At 66.2% G+C, this 15,485-nt stretch carries 18 protein-coding genes; 14 read left to right on the plus strand and 4 right to left on the minus strand.

All coding sequences use genetic code 11. From position 1 onward, the window contains the following. Positions 1-6 precede the first annotated feature (6 nt). From EPO55_RS23205 to EPO55_RS23215, 3 genes are read left to right on the plus strand one after another with little or no spacing between them, the layout of a single operon-like run. Complete coding sequence (locus tag EPO55_RS23205; protein ID WP_296339758.1) at positions 7-606, plus strand: hypothetical protein; 600 nt, start codon at positions 7-9, stop codon at positions 604-606. Positions 607-639: 33 nt separating this feature from the next. Next, entirely contained in the window at positions 640-1,188 is a 549-nt protein-coding gene (locus EPO55_RS23210; RefSeq protein ID WP_296339760.1) for a carboxymuconolactone decarboxylase family protein, read from the plus strand. A gap of 3 nt (positions 1,189-1,191) precedes the next feature. After that, on the plus strand, positions 1,192-1,836 hold the full coding sequence (locus EPO55_RS23215; protein ID WP_296339762.1) for a LysE family translocator: 645 nt from the start codon (positions 1,192-1,194) through the stop codon (positions 1,834-1,836). A gap of 3 nt (positions 1,837-1,839) precedes the next feature. On the opposite strand, the gene EPO55_RS23220 is transcribed toward EPO55_RS23215, so the two are convergent. From EPO55_RS23220 to EPO55_RS23230, 3 genes are read right to left on the minus strand one after another with little or no spacing between them, the layout of a single operon-like run. After that, a complete protein-coding gene (locus tag EPO55_RS23220; RefSeq protein ID WP_296339763.1) occupies positions 1,840-2,616 on the minus strand; it encodes a cyclase family protein in 777 nt (258 codons plus the stop codon). Between the two features lie 17 nt (positions 2,617-2,633). Next, positions 2,634-3,374 (minus strand): SGNH/GDSL hydrolase family protein, encoded by a 741-nt coding sequence (locus tag EPO55_RS23225; RefSeq protein WP_296339764.1) that lies wholly within the window; start codon positions 3,372-3,374, stop codon positions 2,634-2,636. Then, positions 3,371-4,510 carry an OpgC domain-containing protein gene (locus EPO55_RS23230; RefSeq protein WP_296339765.1) on the minus strand — a complete coding sequence of 380 codons (1,140 nt, stop codon included), beginning with the start codon at positions 4,508-4,510 and terminating at the stop codon, positions 3,371-3,373. The genes EPO55_RS23225 and EPO55_RS23230 overlap by 4 nt, the downstream gene beginning before the upstream one ends. A gap of 59 nt (positions 4,511-4,569) precedes the next feature. On the opposite strand from EPO55_RS23230, the gene EPO55_RS23235 reads away from it, so the two are divergent. Beyond that, positions 4,570-5,286 carry an alpha/beta hydrolase gene (locus EPO55_RS23235; protein ID WP_296339766.1) on the plus strand — a complete coding sequence of 239 codons (717 nt, stop codon included), beginning with the start codon at positions 4,570-4,572 and terminating at the stop codon, positions 5,284-5,286. 2 nt (positions 5,287-5,288) lie between these two features. On the opposite strand, the gene EPO55_RS23240 is transcribed toward EPO55_RS23235, so the two are convergent. After that, on the minus strand, positions 5,289-6,497 hold the full coding sequence (locus EPO55_RS23240) for a CoA transferase (RefSeq protein WP_296339767.1): 1,209 nt from the start codon (positions 6,495-6,497) through the stop codon (positions 5,289-5,291). An 81-nt stretch (positions 6,498-6,578) separates the two neighbouring features. Between EPO55_RS23240 and EPO55_RS23245 the strand changes: the two genes are divergently transcribed. The 10 genes from EPO55_RS23245 (at position 6,579) to EPO55_RS23290 (ending at position 15,369) form a co-directional block, all read left to right on the plus strand. After that, positions 6,579-7,544 carry a tripartite tricarboxylate transporter substrate binding protein gene (locus EPO55_RS23245; protein WP_296339768.1) on the plus strand — a complete coding sequence of 322 codons (966 nt, stop codon included), beginning with the start codon at positions 6,579-6,581 and terminating at the stop codon, positions 7,542-7,544. Positions 7,545-7,873: 329 nt separating this feature from the next. Next, complete coding sequence (locus EPO55_RS23250) at positions 7,874-8,464, plus strand: nitroreductase (RefSeq protein WP_296339769.1); 591 nt, start codon at positions 7,874-7,876, stop codon at positions 8,462-8,464. A 72-nt stretch (positions 8,465-8,536) separates the two neighbouring features. Beyond that, positions 8,537-8,914 (plus strand): hypothetical protein, encoded by a 378-nt coding sequence (locus tag EPO55_RS23255; protein ID WP_296339770.1) that lies wholly within the window; start codon positions 8,537-8,539, stop codon positions 8,912-8,914. 40 nt (positions 8,915-8,954) lie between these two features. Further along, positions 8,955-9,692 carry a cyclic nucleotide-binding domain-containing protein gene (locus tag EPO55_RS23260; RefSeq protein ID WP_296339773.1) on the plus strand — a complete coding sequence of 246 codons (738 nt, stop codon included), beginning with the start codon at positions 8,955-8,957 and terminating at the stop codon, positions 9,690-9,692. 66 nt (positions 9,693-9,758) lie between these two features. Continuing rightward, positions 9,759-10,595 carry a universal stress protein gene (locus EPO55_RS23265; protein ID WP_296339774.1) on the plus strand — a complete coding sequence of 279 codons (837 nt, stop codon included), beginning with the start codon at positions 9,759-9,761 and terminating at the stop codon, positions 10,593-10,595. Between the two features lie 72 nt (positions 10,596-10,667). After that, positions 10,668-11,102, plus strand: a complete 435-nt coding sequence (locus EPO55_RS23270; protein WP_296339775.1) for a hypothetical protein — start codon at positions 10,668-10,670, stop codon at positions 11,100-11,102. Positions 11,103-11,222: 120 nt separating this feature from the next. Beyond that, a complete protein-coding gene (locus EPO55_RS23275; RefSeq protein ID WP_296339776.1) occupies positions 11,223-11,834 on the plus strand; it encodes a Spy/CpxP family protein refolding chaperone in 612 nt (203 codons plus the stop codon). Positions 11,835-12,207: 373 nt separating this feature from the next. Next, positions 12,208-13,935, plus strand: a complete 1,728-nt coding sequence (locus EPO55_RS23280; protein ID WP_296339777.1) for an FAD-binding oxidoreductase — start codon at positions 12,208-12,210, stop codon at positions 13,933-13,935. 1 nt (position 13,936) lies between these two features. After that, positions 13,937-14,617: an iron reductase gene (locus EPO55_RS23285; RefSeq protein ID WP_296339779.1), complete on the plus strand. Its 681-nt coding sequence runs from the start codon at positions 13,937-13,939 to the stop codon at positions 14,615-14,617. Beyond that, complete coding sequence (locus EPO55_RS23290; protein ID WP_296339780.1) at positions 14,614-15,369, plus strand: class III cytochrome C family protein; 756 nt, start codon at positions 14,614-14,616, stop codon at positions 15,367-15,369. Before EPO55_RS23285 ends, EPO55_RS23290 begins: the two co-directional genes overlap by 4 nt. The last annotated feature ends 116 nt before the right edge of the window (positions 15,370-15,485 follow it).

The raw sequence follows: 15,485 nt of genomic DNA on the forward strand, positions 1-15,485 counted from the left end.
GAAACAATGAGGATCGCAGTCGCTCTCATCGCCGCATGGGCGCTCACGCATACGGCGCCGGCATCGGCACAGAACTACGGCAGCGTCGGTGGCGGACCCAAGCTCGGCGAGCTGGAGATCAAGGCCTGGCAGCCGATTCCCAAGACCAAGACCGCCGTTCAGCTCAGCTCCGACACGCGGCTGGGACGCGAGTTGCGCCGGCAGGTGATGGTCCGCCTGTCGCAGCGCGGCAACGAGGTCGGCTTCAGCGGTGGCAACGTCATGCGCATGGACGTGAGCTACTTCGACCTGCTGGGCGGCAGCAGACAGAACTACGGCGTGCTCGGCGAGCAGCCGGCCTATGCCGAGACCGGCTCCAACCCCTACCTCGCCGTGCCGGCCAATCCGATCGGCCGCAACACCGGCCGCACGCCCTCGACAGCCGGCCCGACGCTGCGCATCTCGCTCACGCTCTATAATGTCGACACCGGCAAGGTGTTATGGAGCGCCACCGCGTCCTGCACGACCCAGTCCGACATTTCCCAGCGCGCCGGCGAAATGATGATCAACAACATCTTCGACAATGCCGACAAGAACCGCGTCGGCGACGCCGGCTGCCCGCTCTAGTCCCTTCTTTCCGCCCTTCAGGAGTCGTCCTTCATGCCGCGTCTGGTTCCGCTCGACCTCGACAAGCTCACCCCCGAACAGAAGAAGGTGGCCGATGCCATCGTGGCGGGGCCGCGTGGCGGGCTGCGCGGACCGTTCGATCCGTGGCTGCGTCGTCCGGAGCTGGCCGACCGCGCCCAGAAGCTGGGCGAGTACTGCCGCTTCAACACGTCGCTGCCCAAGGACCTCGCCGAGCTCGCGATCTGCCTGGTCGGCCGCCATTTCAAGGCGCAGTTCGAGTTCTATGCCCACGCACGGCTGGCCAAGGAGGCGGGGCTGGCGCCCGCCATCATCGAAGCCGTGCGTACCCGCGCCACGCCGCCCTTCACGCGCGACGTCGAGAGGATCGTCTACGACTTCGTCACCGAATATCTCGACACCAACCGGGTGGCGACGCCCAACTACAAGCGCGCCATCGACGCCTTCGGCGAACAGGGGGTGGTCGATCTGGTCGGCGTCTGCGGCTACTACATGCTGGTGTCGATGACCCTCAACGTCTTCGAGATGCCGCTGCCGCCGGGCGAGCCGGATCCGCTCGCCTAGCCGATGGATTTCACCAGCATCGCTCTGTTCTTCCTCGCGGCGCTCATCATCGCCTTGTCGCCGGGGCCGGGCATCTTCTACGTCGCCGCACGTACGCTGGCCGGTGGCCGCGATGAAGGGCTGGCCTCGAGCTTCGGCACCGGGCTGGGCGGGCTCGTCCACGTCGCCGCAGGCGCGATCGGCGTCTCGGCGCTCGTGCTGGCCAGCGCCGAGGCTTTCACATTTCTGAAGATCGCCGGTGCGGTCTACCTCGTCTGGCTTGGCCTCAAGACGATACGCGAAGCGCGACGGGAGGCTCGGATCGCCGTCGACATGCGCGCCGAACCGACCGGTGCGAGGCGCGCTTTCCGCGAGGGCATCGTCGTCGAGGCGCTCAATCCCAAGACCGCGGCGTTCTTCCTGGCCTTCCTGCCGCAGTTCGTGGATCCCGCCGCCGGCCCGGTATGGCTGCAGTTCCTGCTGCTCGGACTGGTTTCGGTGGCCCTCAATACCGCGGTCGATGTCGTGGTCGCCCTCCTGGCGTCGCGGGCACGCTCGATGGCAGTCGCCAGGCCGTCGCTGCTCCGGCGGCTACGGCAGGGCGCCGGTCTCGGCATTGCAAGTCTCGGCCTGGCGCTTGTCTTCGCGCGCCGCCCGGCGTCGCTTTAGCCGCTATTCCTCGAAGATCGCCACCGCCCTTGTCCAGCCGGCCGAGGCGCCGCGGATCTTGTGCGGGAAGCACGAGATGGTGAAGCCGTCGCCCGGCAGGGCTTCGAGATTGTGCAGCTTCTCGAGATGGCAGTAGCCGATATCGCGGCCGGCCTTGTGGCCTTCCCAGATGATCGACGGGTCATGGTCCTTCGCCCATTTCTGGGCGGTGAAATAGAAGGGCGCGTCCCAGCTCCAGGCGTCGGTGCCGGTCAGACGAATGCCGCGCTCGAGCAGGTACATGGTGGCGTCGTAGCCCATGCCGCAGCCGGAATTCACATAGTCGCTGTTGCCATAGCGCGAGCCCGCGCGTGTATTGACCACGACGATCTCCAGCGGCTTCAGCACGTGGCCGATGCGCTTCAATTCGGCGTCGACTTCCTTGGCCGTGATGACATGGCCGTCCTCCATGGCCCGGAAGTCGAGCTTCACGCCGGGCTGGAAGCACCAGTCGAGCGGCACCTCGTCGATGGTGATGGCGCGCTCGCCCTTGTTCATCGTCGAATGGAAGTGATAGGGCGCGTCGAGATGCGTGCCGTTGTGCGTCGAGAGGTTGACGTTCTCGACCGCCCAGCCCTCGCCGTCAGGCAGGTCTTCCTTCTTCAACCCCGGGAAGAAGCTCGCGATCTGGGCCGCCGTGTTCTCGTGCTTGTGATACTGGATCTTCGGGCCGAACGGCACCGGATCGGAGATCACGTCGTTTTCGAGATAGATCGAGAGGTCGACGAAACGGCGGGGCATGACGGACTCCAGCTGGGCTAGGGACCAGTCAGCGCACCCAGGATCGACCGGGTCAGGAGCCTGCCGATGCACTTCTGGCCAAAATCGTTAAGGTGCAGCCCGTCGAGCTGCACGAATTGCGCGTAGGGCATGCCGTCGTCGTACCAGCCCCGCATGATGTCATAGCGGCGGAACAGGCCGGCACCGACTTCCGTCGCCACCCTCGCCATGATGCGCTCGTACACTTCCTCGTCCGGCAGTGCCACGACCGCCGGCGCATACTGCAGTGTCATCAGCACGAAGTCGGCGCCGAGCGACTGGCCGAGCTTGATACCGTCGCGCAGCCGCTGTTCGAACAGGTCGAGCGGCATGTGGCGCATCGCTGCATTCGTCCCGGTCTGCCAGATCACCAGTGCCGGCGGATGGGACATCATTTCCGCGCGCATGCGGGCCGCCATCTCCTCGACATCCTGCCCGCCGATGCCGCGGTTGATCACTTCGATTTCGATGCCCGGTAACGCCTTCTCGAGGCCGATGCGGAGCTGCATGGGATAGGCGTAGGCCGGATTGGACACGCCGTAGCCCGCGGTCGTCGAGGAACCGAGCGCGATGATGCGGAGGTGCTTGCGCTCGGCCATCGCCTTGCGGGCGACCGGCAGCGTCGAGCCGATTTTCAGCAGCTCGGGCTTGGCACGGCAGGCGGCCATCGACTGCGGCGATGCCGTCGCCGGCACCAGGAGTGTCGCCACCGCCGCCAGCCAGAGAAAGAGACCTCTCATCTGGCGGCCTTGGCAGCACGCGGCGCGCCCGCCGTCTCGCCGGCTTTGAACCAGGCTGCGACATAGGCCGCCGAGGACATGATCGCGATGCCCGCGATGCTCACGACAATCTGCGACAAAATCGAATCTTCGTGTTGGCCGACAATCACCTGACCCGACAGGGCCAGGAAGGTACCGATACAGAATATGAGCAACGAGGCCTCCCCGCACCTGCGAAGTGGCTGCCAGACCGGCCACTTCAGGAAGGGTGCGTCGATCGGCACCAGCAGCCGGACCAGCCAGGCGATGGCCAGGAAATGCAGGAATCTCAGGATATCGATGTTGGTCTTGTCGATCGGGTAGATCTGGCGGGAGACCCAGGCCGGGATCAGCCGCTCCATCGGATTGTACTGCCAGGAGAGCGCGATGAAGGCCGAAAAGACCAGGAAGGCCGCGGCAAGCACCGTCAGGGGCAGGCGGAAGCGGTCCAGCCAAGCGAGCCCGGGGCCCAGCACGGCGCAGGCCGCACCGACATGGAAGACGACCTGCCAGGCCATCGGATTGAAGTACCAGACCTTTTCGTCGGGATAGGCCGGCAGGCTCCAGTTGTAGCGGCAGGTCACGGCATAGAGGACGAGCGAAGCGGCGATCACGGCGAGCGGCCAGCGCACGACCACGGGCAGGACCAGCGGGAACGCCGCCAGCAGAACGATGTAGAGCGGCAGCACGTCGAGATTGACCGGGCGGAACTTGAGCAGCGCCGCCTCGAGGATGGCCCGGTAGGGATTCTCGCCGAGGCCGAGAAGCTGCATCTCCTCGATCAGCGCCGGCGTGTCGCGCGCAATCGAGACGAAGGCGATCTGGGCGGAGAAGGCCACGAACAGAAGGATGTGGGCGACGTAGAGCTGCCAGACGCGGCGGTAAATGCGGGCTGCGGCTCGGGTCCAGCCGTCGCGCGCCATCATGCGGCTGTAGGCGATCACGGCGGTGTAGCCCGAGATGAAGACGAAGATCTCGGTGGCGTCGCTGAAGCCGTAGTTGCGCACGGTCAGCCAGCTCACGATGTTGGTCGGGATGTGGTCGAGGAAGATGAACCACAGCGCGAGCCCACGAAACAGGTCGAGGCGGATGTCGCGGACGGAGGCAGCGGCGGCCATGGCTCTCTATTGGTACCGCAGCCCAAGGGCCTGCGCTACGCTCGCCCGGGGAGGATTCGATGGCCAAGACAAATCTGCTGCTCATCCCGGGCCTGCTGTGCTCGCCGCGCCTGTTCGCCCCGCAGGCCGCGGCGCTGGCCGACCTGGCCGAGATCGTCGTGCCCGACTGGCGCCGCGCGCCGCTGTCGATCTGGGACAATTGGGAGAGCGCCGCACGCTGGATCGTCGACCAGATGCCACCCGGCAAGTTCGCGCTGGCCGGCCTGTCGCTGGGCGGCATGCTGGCCGTCGAGATCATGCAGATCGCCGCCGACCGCGTGACCAAGCTGGCGCTGCTCGACACCGGCATGCGCAGCCAGAACGAGGCCGAGCGTGCCGTCCGTCGCGCCCGCATCCGCCTCGCCGAGGAGGGCCACTTCGAGCTGGTCCTCGGCCTGCAGATGTCGCGCTTCATCCCGGCCTACCGACTGCCCGACAAGAAGCTGGTCGACGAGGTGATGGCGATGTGCGGCGAGATCGGCGTCGAGATTTACAAGCGCCAGGAGGAGCTGGCGGCGGTTCGCGCCGACCGGCGGCCCGACCTGCCGAAGATCAAATGCCCGACCATCGTGGTGTGCGGCCGCGACGACGCGGCGACGCCGCTGTTTCTCGCGGAGGAGATGGTCAAGGCCATCCCGGCCGCGGCGCTCGTCATCATCGAGCAGTGCGGCCATCTGATCACGATGGAGAAGCCCGAAGAGACGAACCTGATCCTGAGCACCTGGCTCAAGAGATAAGCTCAGCCGATGATCTTCCTGCCGCGCAGCGCCGCCAGATCGGCATCGCTCACGCCGGCGATCTCGCGCAGCACCCGGTCGGTGTGCTCGCCCAGCGACGGCGGCGGCCGCGTGTCGTCGACCGGCGTGTCGGAGAACTTGTAGTTCGAGCCGATCAGCGGCACGTCGCCGACCCTGGTGTGCCTATAATTCTTGAGCATGCCGCGGCGCTTCACCTCGGGTTCGTCGAGCGCCTCCTTCATGGTGCGGATCGGCCCGGCCGGCAGGTGGCGGAGCTTCTGCGTCCAGTTCTCCTTGGTGTCGGTCCTGAGCACCTCCTCCATCAGGCGCGTCAGCTCGGGCTTGTTGGCCACGCGCTGGGCGATCGTCGAAAAGCGCGGATCGGTCGCCCATTCCGGATGGCCCATCGCCTTGCAGGTGTCGACGAACAGCTTCTGGTTGGCCACCGCCATGTAGATCTTGCCGTTCGACGTATCGAAGGAGCTGTTGGGCGCCGAGGCGAAATGGCCGTTGCCGGCCCGCTTGGGTTGGTCGCCACCGATCAGGTAGTACGAGCCGAGGTTGCCGAGCGAAACCAGCGCCGTGTCGTAGAGCGCGAGGTCGATCTGCTGGCCCTTGCCGGTGTCGCGCCGGGCGTAGAGCGCGGCATTGATCGCCGCCACCGAATGGATCGCCGTCATGGTGTCGACGATGGCGATGGCGTGGCGCAGCCCCTCGCCGTTGGCCTCGCCGTTCACGCTCATCATGCCCGACTCGGCCTGCAGCACCGGATCGTAGCCCGGCCGGTCCGACAAGGGCCCGGTCTGGCCGTAGGCCGAGATCGAGAGATAGATCAGTTTCGGGTACTTCTTCGACAGGCTGGCATAGTCGAGGCCGTACTTCTTGAGCACGCCCGGCCGGAAATTCTCCAGCATCACGTCGGCCTTTTCGAGCAGCCTGTGCACGATCGCCTGGCCGTCGGGCTTGGTGAAGTCCAGCGCCACGCTCTTCTTGCCCCTGTTGTAGGTCATGAAGAAATGGCTCTCGCCCTGCTCGCCGCCGGCACGCGGGCCGGCGCCCTTGCGCGTGTCGTCACCGCCGTCGGGGTTCTCGATCTTGATCACCTCGGCGCCCATGTCGGAGAGCATCTGGGTGCACATGGGCCCCGCGATCACGCGGGAGAAATCGATGACGCGAATGCCGTCGAGCGGCGGCCTGCCTGATGTTGCCATGACTGCAAGGTAGGGCTGCAGGCAGCGCACTGTCCATGCGCCGGGTATGCGCTAGACTTCACTCCCATGAACACATTCCGCATGTCGCTGTCTCGCCGCAGTCTTTTCGCCCTGCCCCTCCTCGCCGCGTTACCTGCTGCTGCGCAGACCGAAACTTTTCCGACCAAGGCCATCCGCATCATCGTGCCCTTCGCGCCGGGCGGTTCGGGCGACATCACCGCGCGCCTGGTCGGCAAGTACATAGAAGACAAGACCGGCCAGCCCTTCGTGGTCGAGAACAAGCCGGGCGCCAACGGCATCGTGGGCGCGCTCGCGGTCAAGACCGCGCCGCCCGACGGCTACACGCTGATGCTGGCCACCACCTCGACCAACGCCGCCAACGTCCACATGTACAAGAACCCGGGCTACGACCCGGAGAAGGACTTCCAGGTCGTCGGCATCATCGGCTCGAGTGGCGCCTTCCTCGTGGTGCCGGCGGAGAGCCCCTACAAGACGCTGGCCGACCTGCTGGCCGACGCCAAGGCCCGCCCCGGCAAGCTCAACTTCGGCTATTTCAACGCAAGCTCGCAGGTGCCGGCCGAGGTGCTGGCGGCGCGCGCCGGCGTCACGTGGCAGGGCGTCGCCTACAAGGCGATCGGCAATGCCTGGAACGACCTCTACGCCGGTGCCATCCAGTTCATGTTCGTCGACCTCACCGCCGGACGCGGCCAGGTCGTGGCCAACAAGGCGCGGCCGCTCGCCCTCACCCTGCCGGCGCGCAGCCCGCTCTATCCCGACCTGCCGACGCTCAGCGAAACCTTCCCCGGCTTCACCACCACCGGGTTCCTGGCCATCGCTGTCCCGAAGGCCACGCCCAAGCCGGTGCAGGAGCGGCTGAACGCGCTGATCAACGAGGCGCTCTCCTCGCCCGACATCAAGAACCGGCTGGCCAACGAGTTCGCGCTCACCTCCCGGCCGCTCACCCTGGAACAGTGCGCCCAGCAGGACCGCGACGAGCGCGCCAAGTGGGCCGAGTACGTCAAGATCGCCAAGATCGAGCCGCAGTGATCGACCAGGCAGCGGCACACGAAGTGTCCCGCTGCCAGACGGCAGCTGTGCCGCTGCGTGTGCCACGAGGCCGCGATTCGCACGCCGTCTCAACCACTTGCCCGGTCTCTCCGGTACAGCGCCGTCGCGTGCCGGCACGAGGTCCGAATCGCGGCGTTGTCCAAAACCGTTCTCGCCGTAGGCGACCCGCCCCCGACGAAAACGCCCGCTCCTCAAGATCGCGAGGGCGGGCGCAACAAAGGGCATTCTACAGGAAATACCCTATCATATCCTGCTGAACTTGCAACTATGCAAATGACAATTATTCGCATCTTTGGCATCCTCACCCGATGCACACCTCCCCGCACCCGCTCGACCCGCTTCTCTCCCGCCAATCCACCAGCACGCTCGAGGATCCGGCGCCTCGGGGCGCCGATCTCGACCTGATCCTCGACGCCGGCCTGCGCGCGCCCGATCACGGCCGGCTGCGGCCGTGGCGCTTCGTGCTGATCCGCGGCGAGGCCCGCGCGGCCTTCAGCGACTGCCTCGCAGCAGCGGCGCGCGACCGCCAGGCGCCGCAGGCGCAGATCGATCGCATCCGCGCCTGGCCGCTCCAGACTCCCCTGCTGATCGGCATCGGCGCCCAGATCCGGGCCGGCCATGCCATTCCCGAGATCGAGCAGATGCTGTCGGCCGGCGCCGCGGCGATGAACATGCTGAACGCCATCCACATGCTGGGCTACGGCGGCATGTGGGTGACGGGCGCCAATACCTACGACCCGAAGGTGAACGCGGCGCTGGGCTTCCTGGCGCCGAGCCGGCTGGTCGGCTTCCTCGCCGTCGGAACGCCCAAGGCCCCGACACCGGGAACAACGACACCGAGTGGGCGGCCAGAGCGACTCGCCCATGTCGTCGACTGGAGCGGGCCTTTGACCGCCTGACCCCGGGCGTTTGATCCTGCTCAAAGCGCGCCTAGGATGGCCTCTCCATGGTCGAGCGCCTGGAGGTCATCAATGTCTCTCAAGAGAATCCGACTGGAACTTGCCCGCACCCCCGACCATCCCGACGGCAGCGCCCGCCACGGCTATGAATTCGTGGCGCCGCTCGACGCCGGCGGCCATCTGGTCGCGGCCGACTGGCAGAAGGCCAGGGACGCCTGCATGGTCCGCCGTTTCTGGGCCGGCGCCGACGACGAGCACGGCCGGCTGATCCATCGCCACGACGGCAAGTGGGCGTTCTCCTACGCGGCCGGCGAGGATGACGACGAGCCGATCTTCCGCTTCGACAAGCACGTCTTCCGCCAGGGCGAGTATGTGTCGGTGACCGAGCACGATGGCGTGACGCGCCCGTTCAAGGTGATCGACGTCCGCGCCGCCCTGAACGTGACCTGAAGCGCACGGAATCGGCAGCCGCAGCGGCGGGAAGATCGCCATGACGAGCACGGCCTCCCTGCATGAATTCTGCGCCCGGCGCGGCGATGTTGCCACGCCGTGCCGGCATTGCGGCGCGCGCGAATTCAACATCTGCCAGGCACTCGATGCGGCGCAGCAGGACAAGCTGTTGGCGCTCGCGACCCGGCTGCAGCTGGGCAAGCGCGAGCGCCTGTTCGCGGCCGGCGATCCGGCCCGTCATGTCTACAACCTGACCGAAGGCGCGGTCAGCGTCTCGCGCAGCCTGGCCGACGGACGGCGGCAGATCCTGGGCTTTCTCCTGCCCGGAGACTTCCTGGGCCTCGAGCCCGGCGAGAGCCATCACTGCGACGCGGAGACCCTGACCGAGGCGAAGGTCTGCCGGTTCGAACGAACCACCTTCGAGACCTTCCTGCAGGACAATCCCGAGGTGGCGCTGCGCCTTCTGCGGATCGCCTCCAGCGATCTCGCCCAGGCAGCACGCCACGAACTCCTGCTGGGCCGCAAGACGGCGGTCGAGCGCATCGCCACTTTCCTGCTCGACCTGCGCGACCGCTCGGGCGCGCGGCATCTGCGCACCCATCCGCTGGCCCTGCCGATGACACGCAGCGAGATTGCCGACTACACCGGGCTTACAATTGAAACCGTGAGCCGGGTTCTGGGCCGGCTGAGATCGGGCAAGGTCATCGAACTGGTCGGCGCCAGCGCGGTGCGCGTGCTCGACGATGAAGAGTTGGAGCGCCTGTCGGGCGCCTCTTGACCTGCGTCAAGTCCGCGCGCGTCCCGGCGTGGCACATATTCGGCAACGACCATCAGGAGGATGCCAATGGCTTACAAGACCATTCTGGTTCATTGCGATGCCGCCAAGAACGTGGCCCACCGTCTGGGCGTGGCGGCCGAACTGGCGCAGCAGCAGGGCGCGCATCTCGTCGGCTTCCACGCCCGCCCGCCCTTCCAGACGCCGGTATTCTTCGACGGCGGCTTTCCGATGGACGATTTCTTCAAGTCGTACGAGGCCAGCGTCAAGGCCGACCTGGCCGTCGCCTCGGCCGCCTTCGAGAAGGCAACCAAGGGCCGGCACCTGTCGACGGAATGGCGGGTCGTAGACGGTTTCGTCGAGAATGACCTGGCCGTTCAAGCCCGTTATGCCGATCTGCTCGTGCTCGGGCAGGCCGATCCGGAGAGCAGCCTGCCGACGCCCACCGACCTCCCCGAAACGGTCGCACTGGCGAGTGGCCGGCCTGTGCTCATGGTGCCATACATCGGCGTCACCAGCCCTCCCGGCAAGACGGTGATGCTGTGCTGGAATGCGAGCCGCGAGAGCGCGCACGCGGCCACCGCGGCGCTGCCCTTCCTGAAGGCCGCGGCCAAGGTGATCGTGCTGGCAATCGACGCCAAGTCGTCGCCGGCCGGCCACGGTGCCGAGCCGGGCGCCGATGCCGCGACCTGGCTCGCCCGCCATGGCGTCAAGGTCACGGTCCAGCGCGATGTCGCAGCCGACGCCGACGTCGGCGGCACGATCCTGTCGCGCGCCGCCGACCACGCCGTTGACCTGATCGTGATGGGCCTCTACGGCCATTCGAGGTTACAGGAGATGGTGCTGGGCGGCGCCAGTCGCACCTTGCTCGGCAGCATGACCGTTCCCGTGCTCATGGCGCACTAATTCGCCTGAGCATGGCTGGCCTTGATCGGCCTGATAGGGTCCTGCGTCAGGAAGGCGGTGCAGGGAGCGAGGATGGCGTTGGAATGGACGATATCGCATCCGGATCAACTGGTGTTGGCGGCCGCCAAGGGAGACGTCAGCCCCGGGGAGATCGAGGACTATTTCCATGGTGTCGGCGTGGAAGGCGGCATTTCCTACGCCAAGATGTTCCTCATCGATTCGGCGAGCATGCTGAGCGACGAGAACATCCGGACACTGGGCCGCATCATCGAGCGCTACGCACTCACCGGCAAGATCGGGCCGGTCGCGATCGTGGCGACAACGGACGAGGCCTTCCGGCAGGCCGAGGTGTTTGCCTCCGCCGCTCGCGCCGAGCGTCCCCTCCGGGTTTTCCGCGAGCAGCTCCAGGGTGCGAAATGGCTTGTCGGCATGATGCAAGGTGATCTGCCGACCGACGAGGCGTCCCCGCAGCCGATCATCCACGGCGACGACGACCGGCCCAACTAGCTGAGTCCCAAGTCGGTCGGGGGGGCGCGCCGCGCATCGGTTGATGTGCATCAAAGCGCAGCCCCTTCGCGCGCCTCATCCTGAGCCGATCGGCGCAATCCGCGCCGAGGGAGGTTTCGCATGCGCATCCTGTCCACTCTGGCGGCGGTTGCCGTCCTCGCGACCGTGCCGCTCGTTTCCCATTCCCAAACCCGCCCTGCCGACGATCACGGCGCCCACCGTCCGGCACAGGCCCAACCGGCACCGGGCGGCATGGATATGAAGGGCAGTGCCACTGATGGCATGAAGGGCGGCGGCATGATGGGGGGCGGCATGATGGGCGGCGACATGAGCCGCATGATGACCATGATGCACGGCGGCATGATGGGGGGTGGCATGATGGGGAGCGGCATGATGGGCGACATGCCGCTGAAGCATGTCGAGGGCCGCCTCGCTTTCCTGAAGACGGAGCTGAAGATCACGCCGGCCCAGGAGCCGCAGTGGACCAAGTTCGCGGATGTCGTCCGCAACACGGCCAAGAGTGCGCAGGCCGCGAAGCCACCGATGATGCAGGGCGGCATGAAGGCCTCGACCGCGCCCGAGCGCCTCGCCCACTACGAGAAGGCGCTGACCACGCGGCTGGAAACGGTTCGCGCCCTGAAGGCCGCCGTCGATCCGCTCTACACGTCTCTCAGCGATGACCAGAAGAAGGTTGCCGACGAGCTGCTGATGGGCCCGATGGGAATGATGTAACGGCGCACGCCCAGCATCGGTGCGTCGGCGAGTGGAATGGCATCACTTTCGCGGCGGACGTCGACGCGTTTCCGCGGTCACTCGCCCCTCTCCCAGACGATAAGGACCTTCGAGGATGCGAGATCGGCAGCCCGGCACGCCAATTCTCGTAGGTAAGAGAAGCGGCCTCGGCCTGGCGCTCATCGTTGCGACGACTGTCCTTGCTCACTCTCCCATCAGCGCACAGGCGCCGGATCCCCATGCACCGCATCACGGAGGACAATCGCCGCCACCATCGGGTTCCGGCACGCCGGTAATACCGGCTCCGGGTCCCAACATTGTCGCCCCTCCTCCCCAGGCGCCTACGACTTCGTCCTCCGGAGGGATGATGGAAATGATGGGGTCGATGATGGGTGGGCCACCGCCGAAGCAGCTCTACCCCCAGCTCATGGAATTGCCGGCGATGACGCCGGAAGCGCGCGCAAAAATCGAGGCCGATGCGCACGGTCGCATCAACGCCGGCAACGCGGCGCTCGTCCAAGCGTATGACGACTACCATCGCGCGATGACGAGCAACGACACAGCCGCCATGTCCGCCGCCGCGTCTCGCCAGCACGCGGCACTTGCCGAGTTGGAAAGCGGAACCGCGGCCTTGCGCGCGCTGGCGGAAGGTCAGGCGCCCCGTCAGGTCGCGCTGACCTGGTTCCGCGACCAGATGAATCTCGCGCCTGCCGAGGTGCCGGCGGCAGGCCCCGTCGGACCTCTTGGGCTGTCCTGGTTCCATTTTATTTCCATGACGGCCGTGACGCTGTTCGCGCTCACCATGGCGGCCTTTGCGGCCAGCCGTCGGCGTCGCTCGATCGCCCTGGTAAACCGGCTGACAAGCGCCGCTCCTGCCCCAGCCCCGCATCCAGTTGGACAGCCGACGTCTGCACCACCACCGGCACCGCCCAGGACCGCAGAGGTAACCGCGTTACCCCGGATTGCGCCGCCAAACAGCAATACATGGTCAGGTGCAATGCGCATCACCGCCATCCACCGCGAGACGCCTCATGTGAAGACATTCCGGCTCGCGGCGTCGGATGAGGCGCGCATACCCTTCACGTTCGCGCCCGGGCAGTTCCTGACGTTTTCGGCGACGGTCGACGGCAAGACCCTGCGGCGGTCCTACTCCATCGCCTCGCCGCCGACCCGCACGTCCTATGTGGAGATCACCGTCAAGCGTGAGGACGACGGCGAGTTTTCGCGTTACTTGCATGACAGGATGTCCGTCGGCGATACGCTGCAGGTCAGAGGACCGTCCGGCGCCTTCACGTTCGACGGCGGCAATGCCGACAGCATCGTGCTGATCGCCGGCGGCGTCGGCATCACGCCGATGATGTGCGTCATCCGCTATCTTACCGATACAACCTGGCCCGGCGAGATCTTCCTCGTCTGTGCGATCCGGAGCCCCGAGGAATTCATCTTCCGGGAGGAACTCGAGTATCTCCAGCGCCGATGGCCGAAGCTGCATGTCGCGGCTGCCGTGGCGGCGCGGTCCGAAGGGACCGCGTGGATGGGACTGGAAGGCCAGCTCAGCAAGGATGCGATCGTCCACGCGGTGCCCGGCATCGAAAAGCGACGGATTCATCTCTGCGGACCGCCGCCGATGATGGAGGCCATTCGCCGTGTCTTGGCCGAGCTCGGCGTGCCGTCGGATCAGATCAAGACCGAAGCGTTCGGCCCCGCCATGGGCTTGGTGCCGCCGCCTCGGCCATCGCCTCCGCCGTCTCCGCCTGCGTCAGTGACCCAGCTTTTGCGAAGGGTCGAAGGCGACACCGCCCCGGCCGGCAGACCGCCAGAAGGCGACGCGGGGCCTGCCACTGCGACGCTGTCGTTCGCCCGGTCCGGCAAGGCGGCGTCGCTGCCGCCCGACAAGACGGTGCTCGAAGTCGCCGAAAAGTTGGGCGTACCGATCGACTACTCCTGCCGGGTCGGAACCTGCGGCTTCTGCAAGATCAGGCTCCTGGCGGGCCAGGTGACCATGGAAGTCCAGGACGCACTGACCGACGAAGACAAGGCTTCCGGCATCATCCTCGCCTGCCAGGCGCGATCCCTCGGCAATGTCACGGTCGACGCCTGACATGAGCGACAAGGAAAGACTGATCGTGCTCGCACTGGGAACGCTGCTGCTGTTCCTGGCGCCCGGCTACCTGCTGCATGTCGCGCCGCGCTTCCCCGGCAGTCTGGCGGGGGGACTCCTGGGCATTACGGCGGCGAGCCTGATGCTGCTGGTGCTTCTGTATCCAGCGATCAAGTACGTCGGATGGCTGAGGGCATGGGTGACGCGGCATGTCCCGCTGGGGCGCCTGCTCAGCCTGCACATCTATGGCGGACTGCTCGCGGCCCTGATCGCAATCCTGCATTCGGGCCACAATTATCGAAGTGTGCTCGGGATCGCTCTGGTGCTCGACATCCTGGTGATCATTGGTACCGGCTTTGTTGGCCGCTACTACCTTGGCCACCTCGGCGCGGAAGTCCGCCAGCAACAGGCCTTGCTTGGCACGTTGCGGTCAGTCTATGACCGCATCGCGTTTCGCCTCGGCGCCGCGGCAGGCAGTACGTCAACGGCGCCGAACGTACCGATCCTGAGCCTCGTCGATGCCATCGCGGATGTCGAATATTCTCTCGCGATGCGCGAAGCCGCAAAGCGCATCGCTGCGCGCTGGACGGTGATTCATATCATCGCCTCGATCGTCTTCTACGGACTCCTGCTGCTACATATCGGCAGCGGTATCTACTACGGCCTGCGGTGGCTGCCATGAATTGGAAGGCGCTTGCCTACCTGATGCTGATCACCGCCACGATTGCCGGCGCGGCGGTGGTCGTCGGCACGGTCTACCGGCAAGGGTCGACGGCCGTGCCGCAATGGCCGGACCTGGTGCGGCCCGGTGACCTGTCGGCCAAGCACGCGTTTCTGTCCGGCAAGTGCGAGACCTGCCACACACCGCTGCGCGGCGTGGAGGCAAGCGCTTGCATCGCCTGTCACGCCACCGATGCCGTCACGCTCGCCCGCCAATCGACGGCGTTTCATTCAACCATCCAATCGTGTGCCGCATGCCACGTCGAGCATCAGAAAGCGGTACGACCTACCCGAATGGATCACGACGCGCTGATCGCAATCGGCCGGTCAAACCGGCTCGAGCAATCCGGCAAGCCCCCTGATGCCCATTGGCTTTCAAGCCTGCTGAACAAATCGCCGGTGGGTGCGGAAACACTCGATTGCTTCAGCTGCCACAGCAACAGAAGCCCGCATCGCGATCTGTTTGGACGGGAATGCGCGGACTGTCACCTCACCGCGACGTGGAAGATTGCCGGCTTCAAGCATCCTTCGCCGAGTTCGAGCGAATGCGCGCAATGCCATCAAGCGCCGCCGAGTCACTATATGGGCCACTTCCATATGGTCTCAAAGAGGGTTGCGAGGCAGGAGCATGCGCGCGTCGAGCAATGCTATCTCTGCCATCAGACCGACGCCTGGAACGACATTCGTGGTGTCGGCTGGTACAAGCACCACTAGCCGCGATCACCGGCACGAGACGCCTGCGTCTCCAGACCAACCGGCGCCCAATGCGACGCCCCTCATCGACGCCAGGTTTCAATCCGCAGGAAGCGCTCGCATTGTCCCCGCAACGT

The sequence above is a fragment of the Reyranella sp. genome (assembly GCF_004296935.1).
Classification (GTDB): domain Bacteria; phylum Pseudomonadota; class Alphaproteobacteria; order Reyranellales; family Reyranellaceae; genus Reyranella.